13 protein-coding genes are annotated in these 14,431 nt (G+C 59.1%); 7 read left to right on the forward strand and 6 right to left on the reverse strand.

Annotated elements, in window-relative coordinates:
• The first annotated feature begins 173 nt into the window (after positions 1 to 173).
• Complete coding sequence (locus tag MGLY_RS04415; RefSeq protein ID WP_156272101.1) at positions 174 to 1,391, forward strand: MFS transporter; 1,218 nt, start codon at positions 174 to 176, stop codon at positions 1,389 to 1,391.
• Positions 1,392 to 1,406: 15 nt separating this feature from the next.
• Here MGLY_RS04415 and MGLY_RS04420 read toward each other — a convergent pair whose 3' ends face one another.
• Positions 1,407 to 2,366, reverse strand: coding sequence for an SH3 domain-containing protein (locus MGLY_RS04420; RefSeq protein ID WP_156272103.1), 960 nt, complete (start codon positions 2,364 to 2,366; stop codon positions 1,407 to 1,409).
• A 26-nt stretch (positions 2,367 to 2,392) separates the two neighbouring features.
• Positions 2,393 to 3,580, reverse strand: coding sequence for a M20 family metallopeptidase (locus MGLY_RS04425; RefSeq protein WP_156272104.1), 1,188 nt, complete (start codon positions 3,578 to 3,580; stop codon positions 2,393 to 2,395).
• A gap of 135 nt (positions 3,581 to 3,715) precedes the next feature.
• Between MGLY_RS04425 and MGLY_RS04430 the strand changes: the two genes are divergently transcribed.
• Positions 3,716 to 3,946: a hypothetical protein gene (locus tag MGLY_RS04430; protein ID WP_156272106.1), complete on the forward strand. Its 231-nt coding sequence runs from the start codon at positions 3,716 to 3,718 to the stop codon at positions 3,944 to 3,946.
• Here MGLY_RS04430 and MGLY_RS04435 read toward each other — a convergent pair.
• The 3 genes from MGLY_RS04435 to amrA form a co-directional block, all read right to left on the reverse strand.
• Entirely contained in the window at positions 3,918 to 4,850 is a 933-nt protein-coding gene (locus MGLY_RS04435) for an aminopeptidase (RefSeq protein WP_156272108.1), read from the reverse strand. The two genes, MGLY_RS04430 and MGLY_RS04435, sit on opposite strands and share 29 nt — an antisense overlap.
• Positions 4,851 to 4,915: 65 nt before the next feature.
• Complete coding sequence (gene amrS / locus MGLY_RS04440; RefSeq protein WP_156272110.1) at positions 4,916 to 5,917, reverse strand: AmmeMemoRadiSam system radical SAM enzyme; 1,002 nt, start codon at positions 5,915 to 5,917, stop codon at positions 4,916 to 4,918.
• A gap of 23 nt (positions 5,918 to 5,940) precedes the next feature.
• Complete coding sequence (gene amrA, locus MGLY_RS04445) at positions 5,941 to 7,317, reverse strand: AmmeMemoRadiSam system protein A (RefSeq protein ID WP_156272112.1); 1,377 nt, start codon at positions 7,315 to 7,317, stop codon at positions 5,941 to 5,943.
• Positions 7,318 to 7,572: 255 nt separating this feature from the next.
• On the opposite strand from amrA, the gene MGLY_RS04450 reads away from it, so the two are divergent.
• From MGLY_RS04450 to MGLY_RS04460, 3 genes are all read left to right on the forward strand, one after another.
• The gene (locus MGLY_RS04450; protein WP_156272114.1) at positions 7,573 to 9,279 is read left to right on the forward strand and encodes a sensor histidine kinase; all 1,707 of its coding nucleotides are present in this window, start codon (positions 7,573 to 7,575) and stop codon (positions 9,277 to 9,279) included.
• Positions 9,276 to 10,025 (forward strand): LytR/AlgR family response regulator transcription factor, encoded by a 750-nt coding sequence (locus MGLY_RS04455; protein ID WP_156272116.1) that lies wholly within the window; start codon positions 9,276 to 9,278, stop codon positions 10,023 to 10,025. Before MGLY_RS04450 ends, MGLY_RS04455 begins: the two co-directional genes overlap by 4 nt.
• A gap of 117 nt (positions 10,026 to 10,142) precedes the next feature.
• Positions 10,143 to 11,594: a carbon starvation CstA family protein gene (locus MGLY_RS04460; RefSeq protein ID WP_156272118.1), complete on the forward strand. Its 1,452-nt coding sequence runs from the start codon at positions 10,143 to 10,145 to the stop codon at positions 11,592 to 11,594.
• Between the two features lie 51 nt (positions 11,595 to 11,645).
• Here MGLY_RS04460 and MGLY_RS04465 read toward each other — a convergent pair whose 3' ends face one another.
• Positions 11,646 to 12,389, reverse strand: a complete 744-nt coding sequence (locus MGLY_RS04465) for an N-acetylmuramoyl-L-alanine amidase (RefSeq protein WP_156272120.1) — start codon at positions 12,387 to 12,389, stop codon at positions 11,646 to 11,648.
• 190 nt (positions 12,390 to 12,579) lie between these two features.
• On the opposite strand from MGLY_RS04465, the gene MGLY_RS04470 reads away from it, so the two are divergent.
• Both MGLY_RS04470 and MGLY_RS04475 read left to right on the forward strand, forming a co-directional pair.
• Positions 12,580 to 13,557: an ATP-binding cassette domain-containing protein gene (locus MGLY_RS04470; protein WP_156272122.1), complete on the forward strand. Its 978-nt coding sequence runs from the start codon at positions 12,580 to 12,582 to the stop codon at positions 13,555 to 13,557.
• 13 nt (positions 13,558 to 13,570) lie between these two features.
• Positions 13,571 to 14,365: an ABC transporter permease gene (locus MGLY_RS04475; protein WP_156272124.1), complete on the forward strand. Its 795-nt coding sequence runs from the start codon at positions 13,571 to 13,573 to the stop codon at positions 14,363 to 14,365.
• Positions 14,366 to 14,431: the final 66 nt, after the last annotated feature.

Here is a 14,431-nt window from a genome sequence, read left to right on the forward strand (position 1 = left end):
ATACAATAGAAATGCATATTAATGCAATAGCATGGGTAAAATTTTACTTTATCTTTACATTGCATTGACAAGAGTTGCCAGGAGGCATAAGATAAATGGTGGACTTTAAACGCCGATAAATTCTGTCATACCGGTGCCGGTGAAAAGGTGCAACCTGGAGGGGAAAGGAATTTATGTCTGAATGGCAGCGCAACCTTTATCTCCTGGTCATCATTCAACTGCTGGCGACAAGTACCTTCCAGATTGTTACTCCCTTTTTACCCTTCTTTATTGCCGAGCTGGGGGTTACCGATCCCCGCTCCCTTAAAGCCTGGTCCGGCATCCTTCTTGGCGTCAACGCCCTTTTTTCCGGCTTGATGTCACCTTTCTGGGGTGCTCTGGCCGACCGTTACGGGCGCAAGCCCATGCTGGTCCGTTCGGCAGCCAGCATTGCCATCTTTACTGTATTACCTGCCTTCGTTACCAGCGCCTATCAACTGTTAATCTGCCGCATCCTGATGGGTGTCTTCAGCGGCTTTTCCTCTGCTGCCCTGACCCTGGCCGCCAGTACCACCCCGGAAAACCGCCTCGGGTTTGCCCTGGGCTGGCTGCAAACCGGGCAGGTCCTGGGCCTGGTGCTGGGACCTTTAATTGGCGGCGTCCTGGCTGATATTTTTCCCTTCCGGGTCGTCTTCATGCTGGCCGGGTTGCTGGCCTTAACCGGTACCATCCTGGCGGCCACCCTGGTCCATGAAGACTTTCACCCACCTGTGCGGGCAGCAGCCAAAACCACAGAAAAGAGCAGCTTGATCGGGCTGCTCTCCTGGCCGCTAACTATTTATAGCCTGTTTGTCGTTATCTTCCTGTCCCAGTTTGCCACGCGGGGGGTTGAGCCCCTGATGCCCCTCTATGTGCAAGAACTGTCTGCCGGGAGCTCCAATTTTAATACCCTGGTAGGCCTGGTGGTGGCGGTGACGGGGCTAGCCCAGGTAATAGCCGTCACCATCCTCGGTCGCCAGGCCCCTTACTGGGGCTACAAACGCTGCCTCCTGGCTTGCCTGGCCGGTTCGGCTTTGTTTTACTTCCCCCAGGCCCTTGTCGGCCAGGTTTTCCCCCTCATCAGCCTGCGTTTCTTCCAGGGCCTTTTCCTGGGGGGCCTGTTGCCCATGGCCAATTCCCTCATCGGCCTGTTTACCCCGCCTGAAAAACGGGGCCGGGTCTATGGCCTTACCCAGAGCGCTTTCTTCCTGGGCAACTTCTCCGGCCCCCTGGCCGGTGGCTTCTGGGCCGCCCTCTTTGGCCTGCGATCGGTTTTTTACGCCGCCAGTATCCTCCTGTTCCTCAATTTCATATGGGTGTGGCGGGAAGTGCGGGAACCGCAAACAGCCTTAAAAATAAGCAGCGGCAAGTGAAGGATCGGCAACCTTCTAAGCCTTGCCTGCCAGCAGGTCCAGATGACCTTTCAAAACATAACCCACCCGGCCGCTTTTGGTCTTTACCCGCCAGTAAGAAGGTTCCCCCGGTTTTAACCAGGACAGCAGGTCCTCATCCTCCAGGACAGCTACCTCCTCCCCGACCGCCAGATTAAGCCGGTCAGCATACTTATTCCCCTGGCGCTCTTTAAGGCTGGTAGCTTTATTTACCCTGCCTACGGCCATGACCATGGCCCCCCAGGCCGGTTCCCAGCGATAGGTGTGGGTTACCGTCCGGCTCTGGATTTTCGTCCGGGGACCGGTTGCTGCCGGGGCCGACCAGAGGGTCTGGCTGCTAATGGTTTTAATAGCCAGCCGCCCCTCTTCCCGGGTAAAGTCCGTCGTCACCTGTTCACTGACCCCCTGCCAGCCTTCGCCCTGGTCCAGCCATTTTTTATGCCAGCGTTCTTCATTGCCGGCAACTTTACGCCAGATTTCCTGCAAACCTTCCCCCTGCCAGGTATAAAGGGCATAAAAGCTGCTCAAAAAATAGGCACCGAAGCGCTCGTCCAGGAGTTCCCGGATTAAAATGGCATTGCGCCCGGCCTCCAGCTGGACCACCTTTACTTCCTGCAAGGGCAGGGTATTTATGCAGGCCAGCATTACCGGCTGGCTCCCCGGGGTGCTGAAGATACCCAGCAGGCCCCGGTCTTTGGATACAGTAACACCGATAATCTTTTCCGTCCCTGCCGCCGGGGCAATATCCCCTTCAGCCTGCAGGTGATAGACCCCTGGCTTACGGCCTTCGGCCAGTTCCTTTAATATTTCCCTGCCTTCCTTGCTGTTCTGGCCCATAACGGCCAGGGCCCGGGCTTCATAAACATTGACCTGCCCGCTTGCCGTCCGCTGCCAGAAGACAAAGGCTGCCGCAGCCAGGATAATTAAGGCCCGCAACCAGCGCCAGCGACTACCCATGTCCCCACCCCCATCCTTTTAAATCTTTATGCACCAGGATGGCGGGTATGAATAGTGCTGGTAAATTCCTCTTTAATTCGCTGCAACAAATCCTTGTCAAGCATGACATCCGCCGCCGTCCAGGCCAGAGCCGTGGCAGCCAGGATGACAACCCGCCGCCCGGCCTCACCCCGGACTACCTGGGCAAACTGGCGGCTATGGGGCACCAGTTTGCCGGCATTCAGGGAAAGGTAGGGGTGGATGGCCGGCACCACCTGGCTGACGTTCCCCATGTCCAGGGAGCCACGGCTATGGCTGGGGGAGCCAGAATCGATCACCCCCAGTTCTTTCACGTTTTCGCGCCAGGCTGCGGCCAGGGCGCGATTGGTCAGCATGGGTTCATAGGAAGGTTCGTAGTTGTGGTACCGGTAACGGCTGCCGGTGGCCAGGGCTGCCGCCGCGGCGCAATTTTCCACCCGCTCGACAACCTTATTTAATGCCCCTCGGGTACGGGCCCGGAGGTAAAAACGGGCCACGGCGCGTTCGGGAATGATGTTGGGTGAAGTCCCCCCCTCGGTAATAATGCCCTGGACACTGGCGCCGTCTTTAAGGTAGGGGCGCAGGCTGTTGATATGATTGAATAACTGGATGACCGCTTCCAGGGCATTAATACCTTCCTCCGGGCTGGAGGCAGCATGGGCCGCCCGGCCCTCAAAAACGAATTCCAGGGCCTCCAGGGCCAGGGAGCTCACTTCCACGGTATTGGTATCCCCGGGGTGAAACATCATGGCCGCATCCAGGTCGTCCAGGGCGCCCTGGCGAGCCAGCACCACCTTGGCACCCCGGGTTTCTTCGGCCGGCGTACCTAAAACGACAATGGTCCCCCGGAGTTCCTTAATTATGGTTGCTAACCCTAAGGCCGCCCCCAGGCTGGCAGCAGCTATCAGGTTGTGGCCGCAGGCATGCCCCAGCCCCGGCAGGGCATCGTATTCGGCCAGCAGGGCCACCCGCGGGCCAGGACCGCCAGCCAGCTCGGCCCTGAAGGCTGTCGACAGCTGGCACAGGGGCCTGGTAATCTTAAAACCCCGCTCCGCCAGGATGCCTGTCAGTAGCTCTACGGCAAAATACTCCTGGTTGCCCGGTTCCGGGTGATCATAAATAGCTTCGGCTACATTAATAATTTGTTCTTTTAAGGATGCAATGGCCCGGGCAATTCTTTCTTTGACGGCAAGCATACAGACTCCTTGAGTTGATAGATTAGATTTACCAAGGGGGGAAATAATACATCAGAGAAGTCATTCATGGCGACGAGCCGCAACCTGGGGTTACCACCACCAGCGAACTGAAAACCGCCATAAGGAGGTACTCCCATGACCCTGGCTACCTGCAACCGGCATTGCTCCTATTTAAACCATGGTGACTGTGAGCTGGCCGGGATCCTGGAACAGGGCCAGCCTGTCCTTTGCCCTTACCGGCACCGGGAAATGGCCACCCTTACCGGAGAAGTAAACTTCCAGCCAGCCGGGCTGCCCCGCAGCTTCGCCACTCCCCCTCATTACCGTTATCCCGGAACTAAAGAATCTGCTGCCCGTCAACCCTGAGCCGGGGCATGAGGAGTATACCGTCCAGGTGGCTGGGGGCTTCTACCTGGCCGCCAAAGGTACTGTTGTCGCCCAGGGCAATATGCACGGTACCCCGGACCTTCTCATCCTCCAGGACGTTGCCGGTCAGCCTGGCCAGGGGATTTAACCCTATGCCCAGCTCGGCGATGTTGCGGCTGGCCGGGCCATAGCGGGTGAAAATATCTTCTAACAGGCGAGCTTCCCGGCCGCCGCTGACCGCAACGGCCTGCCCTGCTTCAACTTTAAGCCGCAGGGGCTTCTCTAAAACGCCGATCCCGGCCAGGGCCCCGTCAATAACCAGCAGCCCCGCCGCCGTACCTTCCACCGGGGCAATATAAGCCTCCCCCGCCGGCAGGTTACCAAAGCTGCCCGGCTGGCGGTAGAGGCCGGAATCGGGGTGACCCTGGCGGCCGGCAATACTAAAGGTTAGATCTGTCCCTGCCGGCGTCGTCAGGTGGACCTCCCGGCCACGGGTCAGAATGGCCGCATAATGCTCACAATCTGCGGTCAGGGCCGTATAATCGACGGCCAGGGTGCGTTCCAGCATATCAGCTGTAGCGCCGGGTAAGGAGGCGATGCGGGCGCCGGCTGCGTTAGCCTCCCGGCGGGCGCGGGTATGGGACAGGGACCTGGAGGTAGCCAGGACGGCGACCTGGCTTTGCCGCATGGCCGCCGCTACCATGGCCGGCGGTTCCTGGCCGTGGTTATCCCGCGGCAGCATGGTGATGATGGCCGCTTCGGCTTTCAACTCCCGGGCGGCCTGGAAGAAGGCATCACCAATGGTCTGGAGAACAGTATCGGTAACAACGAGGACTGTATCTCCGGCCCTGACGGCCAGGCACTCCGCAAGGGCCAGGCGGCAGGCTGAAGCTAGATCAGGCATGTTAACAACTCCTTCATAAATGGCACTTTCGCAGGCTGGCTTTGTTTTCGCTCGCTCCCTGGTCGTCAATCCCTTACAATGGCCAGCTCACTTCCGCAGGCGCGGCAGGCGCGCCCTGCCAGGCCCGGCAGGGAAACATGATAGCCCCTGCGGCGGATGACCAGTTCGCCACAGGCCGGGCAATAGGTGTTGCTGGCCTCCGGGTCGGCCACATTGCCCAGGTAAACATAATGCAAGTGCTGCCGGGCCATTTCCCAGGTGCGGCGCATGGTCGCCAGGGGCGTCGGCGGCGCCTGCAGGCGGTACTGGGGAAAGTAGCGGGAAAAGTGCAGGGGCGTATCTATTCCTAAATTATCGGCCACCCATTTTACCAGCTCCGCCAGCTCCTCCGGGTCGTCGTTCAAGCCGGTCACCAGCAGTGTGGTTATCTCCACGTGGCTACCGGCCGCAACTATCGCCGCCGCCGTCTCGAGGACGGGCCGGTAGTCGCCGTGGACGACTTTGCGGTAAAATTCCAGGCTGAAACCCTTGACATCAATATTCCAGGCATCAATCCAGGGCAGGAGCTCGGCCAGGGGCTCCGGCCGGATAAAGCCGTTGGTTACCATAACATTCTTCAGCCCCGCTTCCCGGGCCAGCCGGGCTGTAGCCAGGACAAACTCAAACCACACCAGGGGTTCGGAATAGGTATAGGCTATCCCCAGGCTAGCGACTTCCCGGGCCTTCCGGACCAGGTTCTCCGGGGTAATAGCTGCCGTCTCCGGCTCTTCCTGGGCTATCTCCCAGTTCTGGCAGAACTCGCAGCGAAAATTGCAACCCACCGTCCCGGCGGAAAGGATGAGGCTGCCGGGATAAAAATGGTAGAGGGGCTTTTTTTCAATGGGATCCAGGGCCAGGGAGGAACAGCGGCCGTAGTTGCGGGTATAAAGGCGCCCCTCCCGGTTTTCCCGCACCCGGCAGATGCCCCGGCCACCGGAGGCGATAACGCAGGTATGGGGGCAGAGGCGGCATTCCACCTTCTCCCCGGGTAACTTTACATAATATAAGGCTTCCGTAACGCCAGCCACCGGCTTCCTGCCTCCTGCCTCCGTTAATGGTAGCGTGTAACCTTAAATCTTTCCAGCTGGTAGGGTTCATTGGGGCCGATGCCGCCCTTCTGGCGGGCAATAGCCACCTGCTCTTCGACGGTATCAATACCCTCCAGGTCCGGGAGGAGCAGTCCCCGCCGCCGGCCGCGGCTGACGATGACGCCGTAAACTTTGGGGTCCAGGTCCGCCAGGGTGGCCGGTTCGGGTTCGCTCAAGACGTCTACCGAATACTGGAGCTCGGGTAGTTCTTCTACTGTGACCGGGGGAAAACGGGGGTCTTCCAGGCCGGCAGCCAGGGCGTTGTAAATAATCTCCTCGGCCAGGTTGGTCCTGGTAGGGCCGATGGTACCGATACATCCCCTTAAGCTGCCGTGCTTCTTTATCGACACAAAGGCACCGGCCCGGCCGGCCAGTTCCGGGGGCAGGGGTTCGGGAACAGGCAACACCTTGCCGGTTCGCAGGTAATACTCCAGGCTCTGGCGGGCCAGGCGCACCGGCAGCGACTCCGCTACCGGCTTCTTTTCTTTCGCCAGCAGGCTCCGTTCTGGAGCTTCCCCTGCAGGCTCCAGGTGGGCCACCAGGTAACCGACGCCGAAGGGGCCTTCATAGGACAAAACTTCCCCCCGTACCTCATAGCCGTCCAGGGCCCCCAGGCCCATGATAAAGGAACGCAGGCCGCACTCGCCGGCTCTTGCGGCCAGATCTTCCGGTATGGCCAGGATGCCCTCCACGTCCAGGGCCGCAAGGAGCTCCTTCACCCTTGCATCAAAATCCTTTCCCCGGGGATCATACCCTGCCGGCGCCCCGGGCAGCAGCCGGTGGGACAGGTCACCGCTGGCCACCAGCAGGACCCGGTGCGGGCTGGCCGCAACGGCCCGGGCCAGGGCGGCGCCAAAGGCATAAAGCTGCTGCCGCTGCAGGAAGGCCATGCCCATGGCTACCAGGGGGGTATCGATGCCTGCCTGGCGCAAAAAATAGAGGGGCACCATCATGCCGTGGTCCAGTTCCGGGGTTAAGCCGTAACGCCGGCAGGCGGCAGCGTCGAGCCAGGCCACCGGCAACCCTGCTTCCCGGGCTATATCAGCTATGGCCCGGCTGAGCTCCAGGTCCAGGCGGTAAGTAAATTTGACTTCCCCGGCCCTAAAGGCCGCCAGATCACCCTTTAGCTCCCCGGTGGCCCAGAGTCCCACGGCTTCGCGAAAAACCGGCCCGTGAGGGGAAATAATGACGACCACCTCCGGGCGGCGGGCGGCAAGTTTTGCTGCCAGTCCTTTCACCGCCGTAACTGTGGTAGTAATTCTGGCCTCCTCGCCGCGCCCAACCTCCGGAACCATAACCGGCGGGTGGGGCATAAAGGCCACATCCAGTAACCGTCCCATACAATCACCCCTTTTAATATGGCCCGGCGCCCATCCTTTCATGTAACTGCTTCCAGCCCGGGTCTTCCCTTCAGGTTTACTTTACCACATCTACCAGCATTTTGACAGGGGTGAGGGACTGGCGCCATTTGCTATTGTGCCGGTGGCGGTAATTACGTTACAATAAAAGGGAATAAACTGGCTAAGCGCACGCTGCTGTTTCCGGCAACCTGGTGGCAGGTTTAAATCAATTTACCTTCCCGGAGGTGACAGGAAATGCCTCTTTTCATATCCCTGGTTGAACGGATGAGTGTAGTTATAACCCTGGCCTTTATCCTGGCCCGTTCCCGGACATTCCGGAAACTGCTCCAGGAGCAGGCCAGTTCCCGCCAGAAATTCCTGTTAATCCTGGTCTTTGGCCTGCTGGGGATCTTCGGCAGCTATGCCGGCATCCCCATCCAGGATGCCCTGGCCAACTCCCGGGTCATTGCCCCCATGGTCGGCGGGCTGTTTGGTGGTCCCCTGGTTGGTTTCCTCGCCGGGCTTATTGCCGGCGGCCACCGGTTTTTTATGGGGGGCTTTACCTCCCTGGCCTGTGGCATTTCCACCACTGTCGAAGGCCTGCTTGGAGGTATGGTGGCCCGGGCCTACCGCCAGCGCCCTTTGCCCTGGCCGGTGGCCTTTGCTGCCGGTTTTACTGCTGAAGCCCTGCAGATGCTGATTATCCTGGCCCTGGCGCGGCCTTTTGCCGCCGCCTGGAGCCTGGTCAAAGTCATTGCCTGGCCCATGATGCTGGTTAACGCCAGCGGTATTGCCCTGGCGGTAATCATTATCCAGGGTGTGCTCCGGGAGCAGGAGCTGGCCGGCGCCGTCCAGGCCCAGAAGGCTTTAAAGATTGCCAACAAGACCCTGCCCTACTTACGCCAGGGTCTGAGTGCAGATTCCGCCCGCCAGGCAGCCGCTATTATTATGGAGATTACTGGCCTGGAGGCTGTAGCTATTACCAGCGGCGATGAGATCCTGGCCCACGTCGGTGCCGGGAGCGACCACCACCGCCAGGGCCAGAAGGTCCTGACCAACGCCACCCGCCAGGCCCTGGTGACCGGCAAAATCCAGGTAGCCCAGACGGGAGCAGAAATCGGCTGCCACCACCAGGGTTGCCCCTTAAAGGCAGCTGTAGTTGTACCCCTGGAGTCGCGGGGCAAGGAAATCGGCACCTTAAAGCTCTACCATACCCGCGCCAATGCCGTTGGCCCCCTGGACCTGGAGCTGGCCGCCGGCCTGGGCCACCTCTTCTCCACCCAGCTGGAACTGGCGGAAATTGACCGGCAGGAACAACTGGTTGCCAAAGCCGAAATCCGGGCCCTGCAGTCCCAGATCAACCCCCACTTTTTGTTTAATGCCCTGAACACCATCATGTCCGTCTGCCGCCTGGACCCGGAAAAGGCACGGCAGCTCCTGGGCTACCTGGGGGACTTTTTCCGCCGCAACCTGCAACACCCGGAGCGGCCGGTCACCCTGGCTACGGAAATTGAGCATGTACGTTCTTACCTGGCCATTGAGAAGGCCCGCTTCGGTTCCCGCCTGGAGGTAATAATTGATGTCGAGCCCGGCGTGACCCATTACCTGTTGCCGGCCCTGACCCTCCAGCCCCTGGTGGAAAACGCCGTCAAGCACGGCCTTTTACCCCGCCGGGAAGGAGGACAGGTAACCATCACCGCCCGGGAGGTAAACGGCGAGGCCCGGATAACAGTTAGTGACAACGGTGTAGGCATAGACTTAAACAAGGTAACCGGTTTATTAGCGGGCACCCAGGCCAATAGTAATAATGTCGGCCTGTTTAACGTCCACGAGCGCCTGCGCCTGCTCTACGGCCCGGAATATGGCCTGCGCTTGAGCCTGAATCCCGGAGGCGGTACACGAGTAGAATTATCCCTGCCCCGCCAGGGCCAGGCAGCTTTCAAGGAAGGGGTTGCCAGTTGATCAAGGCCCTCATCGTCGACGACGAAGAACCGGCCCGCCAGGAACTACGTTATTATATTGAACGGGATGCTAACTTTACGGTCTGCGGGGAGGCTACCGGGGGCAGCGAGGCCCTGGAACTGGCCTCTTCCCTGCAGCCGGAGGTTGTTTTCCTGGATATCGAACTCTGGGACCTGGACGGGGTAGAGGTGGCGCGGCTGCTTTTAAAGCAGCCCCGTCCCCCCTTAATCATCTTTGCCACTGCCTATGACGCCTATGCCATCCAGGCTTTTGAACTCAATGCCGTCGATTACCTGTTAAAACCCTTCACAGCCGAAAGGGTAGCCACCACCCTGGCCCGGGTGCGCCAGTTGCTCCAGCAACATGAAACCCCACCCCTGGCCAGCCTCCTGCGCCAGCTGGCCGCCACCCGCAAGACTACCAAGGTGGCAGCCTGGAAGGAAGACCGGCTGCTGGTCATCGATCCCGCGGAAATTATCTATGCCGAAGCCCGGGGCCATCAGGTGCTCCTGAAAACTAACCAGGGTACTTTGCGATTTCCCGGTACCCTACAGGAACTGGAAGACAAGCTGGACAGGGGTTTCTTAAGGGTCCATCGTAGCTTTATTGTTAACCTTGACCTGGTGCGGGAAGTAGTTCCCTATTTCCACGGCACCTACCACCTGCTGCTTAAGGACCAGGAAAAGACCGAGATACCCGTCGGCCGCACCTATCTCAAGGACGTGCGTACTGTCCTGGGTTTTTAAGTTCTTCCGGCGCCGTTCAGGCATCAATAGCGTCGTTGGGGCAATATTAATGGCTGCTACCTCCCTCTGGCCTTAAAATTTTAAATAAATAATCAGGCAGGGGAGGTTACAGCAATCATGCTAACTTTCTGGGTATCCATTGCCATCCTCCTGGTGGGTTACTTCCTTTACGGCACTTTTGTCGAGAGGGTCTTTGCCCCCCAGGAACAGCGCCCCACCCCGGCAATAAGGCTCAACGACGGCGTTGACTATGTGCCCATGGACTGGAAACGGGATTTCCTGATCCAGCTCTTAAACATTGCCGGCCTGGGGCCCATTTTCGGCGCCATCCAGGGGGCCCTTTGGGGACCGGTGGCCTTTATCTGGATCGTCCTGGGCGGTATCTTTGCCGGCGCCGTCCATGATTACCTCGTCGGTATGCTCTCCGTGCGCCACGACGGTGCCAACCTGCCGGCCATTGTCGGCAATTACCTGGGCCCCAAAATGAAGCAGTTCGTCAACATTTTCACCGTCATCGTCCTGATCCTGGTAGGGACCGTCTTTATGACCGGCCCGGCCCAGCTCCTGGCCAGGCTTACCCCTGAAAGTTTAAATTATTCCTTCTGGCTGGGCGTTATTTTGGTTTATTACTTCCTGGCAACAGTTTTGCCCATCGATAAAATTATCGGCAGGATCTATCCCCTTTTCGGAGCCATATTGATTATTATGGCTGTAGGTGTTGTGGGCGGGATCATGTTTGAAGGGTACCGTATTCCCGAACTAACCCTGGCCAACCTGCACCCGCAGGGAGCGCCCCTGTGGCCCCTCCTCTTTATCACCATCGCCTGCGGTGCCATCAGCGGCTTCCACGCCACCCAGTCGCCGCTAATCGCCCGCTGCCTGGAAAATGAACGCTACGGCCGCCGGGTCTTTTACGGGGCCATGATTGCCGAGTCGATTATCGCCCTCATCTGGGCTGCTGCTGCCATGGCTTTCTTTGGCGGGACCAGCGGCCTGGCTAACGGTTTGAAGAGCCTGGGCGGTCCTGCTGGTGTCGTCAACCAGGCCTCCTTTACCCTCCTGGGTACCATTGGCGGCGTCCTGGCCGTCCTGGGGGTTATCGTCCTGCCCGTCACCTCCGGTGATACCGCCTTCCGGGCGGCCAGGCTAACCATTGCCGAGTTCATCGGGTTAAAACAAGGTCCCATACTCAACCGCTATAAAATTGCTATCCCCATTTTTGCCGTAGGTTTTATTTTAAGCCAGATTGACTTTACCATTGTCTGGCGCTACTTCGCCTGGTCCAACCAGACCCTGGCCATGATTGCCCTCTGGGCCGCCGCCGTCTACCTGGCCCGGCAGCGCAGCTTCCACTGGGTAGCCACCCTTCCGGCTGCTTTCATGACGGCCGTCAGCATCACCTATATCCTCCAGGCGCCGGAAGGCCTGCACCTGGCCACCAGCATTTCCTACCCCGTAGGCCTGGTCGCAGCCGCCCTGGCCCTGCTGGCCTTCCTGTGGCAGGTTTACACCCGGGAAGCTGTTTCAGAGGCAGCAGCGGCAGCCAAACCCAAACCGGAGCCCAGGTAAAGAAATTAATCCCCGGGTTAAGCTCCTAACCCGGGGATTTTTATATCTGCATCAGGGGGCTTTTTTTGCCTGGCCGGAATCCCCAGCCCCGGGGCCTTTTCCCGCCAGGTAATTAACAATGCCGGCGTAGATAGCAAAGGCCATCCGGCGCTGGTAATGGGGATCGGCCAGGAGCTTTTCTTCCTGGGGGTTGGAGATAAAGCCGGCTTCTACAATTACTGCCGGGATTTTCTGGGTGCGGAGGACAAAGGCATCAATACTTAAAGGCACCCGGTCGGTATTGGCCAGGCGGCGCCTGATTTCCGCCTGGATGGCCTCGGCCAGCATTTTCCCCTCCGGCGATTTGGGGTCGTAAAATAGCTGGGCGCCCCTTTCCCGGCCGTCAAAGGCGTTGCAGTGGACGGAGATAAAGAGGTCGGCCTTGACCTCCTGGGCAAGCTTAACCCGTTCCACCAGGTCATCGCCGGATTCCCCTCCATGGACGTTTTCATCCTGGCGGGTGAGGAAAACCCTGGCACCGCCCTGGCGCAAAAATTCTGCCAGGCGCTGGCTGATGGCAAGATTTACCCGGTCTTCCGGAGTTCCTCCAGGGCCTTTGGCTCCGGAATCAATCCCGCCGTGGCCGGGGTCGACCACCACCACCTGGTTGGCCACCGCCCAGGAAAAGGCCTGGATGGCCTGCTCCTCTTTCAGGCCCTGGTAGCGACTCCAGGCCAAAAATACAGCCATAACTACCAGTACGGCTGCCATAAACTTCAGGCTGCGCCGCCGGGGAACAAATACCACCCGCGCCATAAACCCCGCCTCCCCCCGTAAAAAATATGCCCCTGCTTAATTCGTTAAACCAGGGAACTATTTCCTGCCCGGGGTAAAATAATTAACCTTGATCCTGGTTTCTTAAATTGTTAAAATTAATTCTCAAGTAACAGCGAAAATAAACCATCTAAGAAGTGAAATCACTGCGAATACGAAGGGAAGAAACCAAGTGGCCGTAATCGTTGTCCAGGACCTGGTCAAGCGTTTTAACGACCTGATGGCCGTCGCCGGGGTAAGTTTTAACGTCGAAGAGGGGGAGATCTTCGGCTTCCTGGGGCCCAACGGCGCCGGTAAATCGACCACCATCAAAATGCTCTGTACCCTGCTCAAACCCACCAGCGGGCGGGTCACCCTGGCCGGCTTTGATGTGGCCCGCCAGCCGGATGCCGTGCGCCGCGCCATCGGCCTGGTCTTCCAGGACAACTCCCTGGACGACCGCCTGACGGCCGAAGAAAACTTGCGCTTCCACGGCCTCCTCTACGGCCTCTCCCGGGCTACCATCAAAGAGCGCATGGACGAAGTCCTGGCCATGGTGGATCTGGCCGGGCGCCGCCGGGATATCGTCCGCACCTTTTCCGGCGGCATGCGGCGGCGGCTGGAAATCGCCCGCGGCTTCCTCCACCACCCCAGAGTCCTCTTCCTGGATGAACCGACAGTCGGCCTGGACCCCCAGACCCGCAGCGCCATCTGGCAGCACATCCACCGCCTGCGCCGGGAGAAAAACATCACCATCTTTATGACCACCCACTACATGGACGAAGCGGAAAACTGCGACCGCATCGCCATCATTGACCACGGCCGCATCCAGGCCCTGGATACGCCGGACAACCTGAAACGCCGGCTGGGAGGCGATGTAGTCACCATGATGACCATCGACGACTCCCGCCTGCAGCAGGAGATAGCCGCCCGCTACGGCGTGAAAGTCATTAAAGACGAAGAAGGCCTGCGCCTGCAGGTAGATGACGGGGCTGCCTTTATCCCCCGGGTGGCCGCCGATTTTGGGGGGCAGATTAACAGCATATCCTTGCGGCGCCCCACCCTGGATGACGTTTTCTTAAGCCTCACCGGCCGGGCCATCCGGGAAGATAAAGTCTCTTCCGCCGAGCTCATGCGCCTGAACCGCCGCCACGGCCGCCAGCGGCACTAAGGAGGAAAGTCCCATGCAACCTGCCCTGCGAGCCCTCTATACCATCTGGTACCGGGAATTTATCCGCTTCATCCGCGAGCGCAGCCGCATCATTGGTATGATCGGGCAGCCACTCCTTTACCTGCTCATTGTCGGCCAGGGGATATCGGCGGCTATGGGCTTCCGGGGCGTCCCGGCCGGTATACCCATAAACTACGTCCAGTTCATGTATCCCGGCATCCTGGGGATGTCCGTCCTCTTTACCTCCATTTTTTCCGGCGTCTCCATCATCTGGGACCGGGAGTTCGGCTTTTTAAAAGAGGTCCTGGTAGCCCCCGTACCCCGCTGGGCTACCGCCCTGGGTAAAGCCCTGGGGGGCAGTACCGTGGCCCTCATCCAGGCCACCATCATGCTCCTCCTGGCACCTTTGATTAAAGTCTCCCTGACTCCAGTTACAATCCTCCAGCTCCTGGGCATCCTGTTCCTCATTTCCCTGGGCCTGACCTTCCTGGGCATCGCCATTGCCAGCCGCATGACAACTATGGAAGGATTCCAGATGTTCATGAACTTCCTGGTCATGCCCCTCTTTTTCCTGAGCGGCGCCATGTTCCCCATGACCAACCTGCCAGGATGGATGAATTTTTTAATGAAAATCGACCCCCTGACCTACGGTGTCGATGCCTTAAGGCGCTTGATATATACCGGCACCGACCCCCGGGTGCTGGAGTTCCTGGTCAACTACAGCCTCGGTTTTGACCTGGCAGTAATTACCCTCATGGCCCTGGCCCTGGGTATCCTGGGCTCCTGGTCCTTCAGCCGCCAGGAGTAAAATAAAAGCGGCTGGTGATAAGCCGCTGCTTTAGAGGATAGATTCTTCACTGTAAGGTAAGCCAAT

It is taken from the genome of Moorella glycerini (assembly GCF_009735625.1).
Lineage (GTDB): Bacteria > Bacillota > DSM-521 > Neomoorellales > Neomoorellaceae > Neomoorella > Neomoorella glycerini.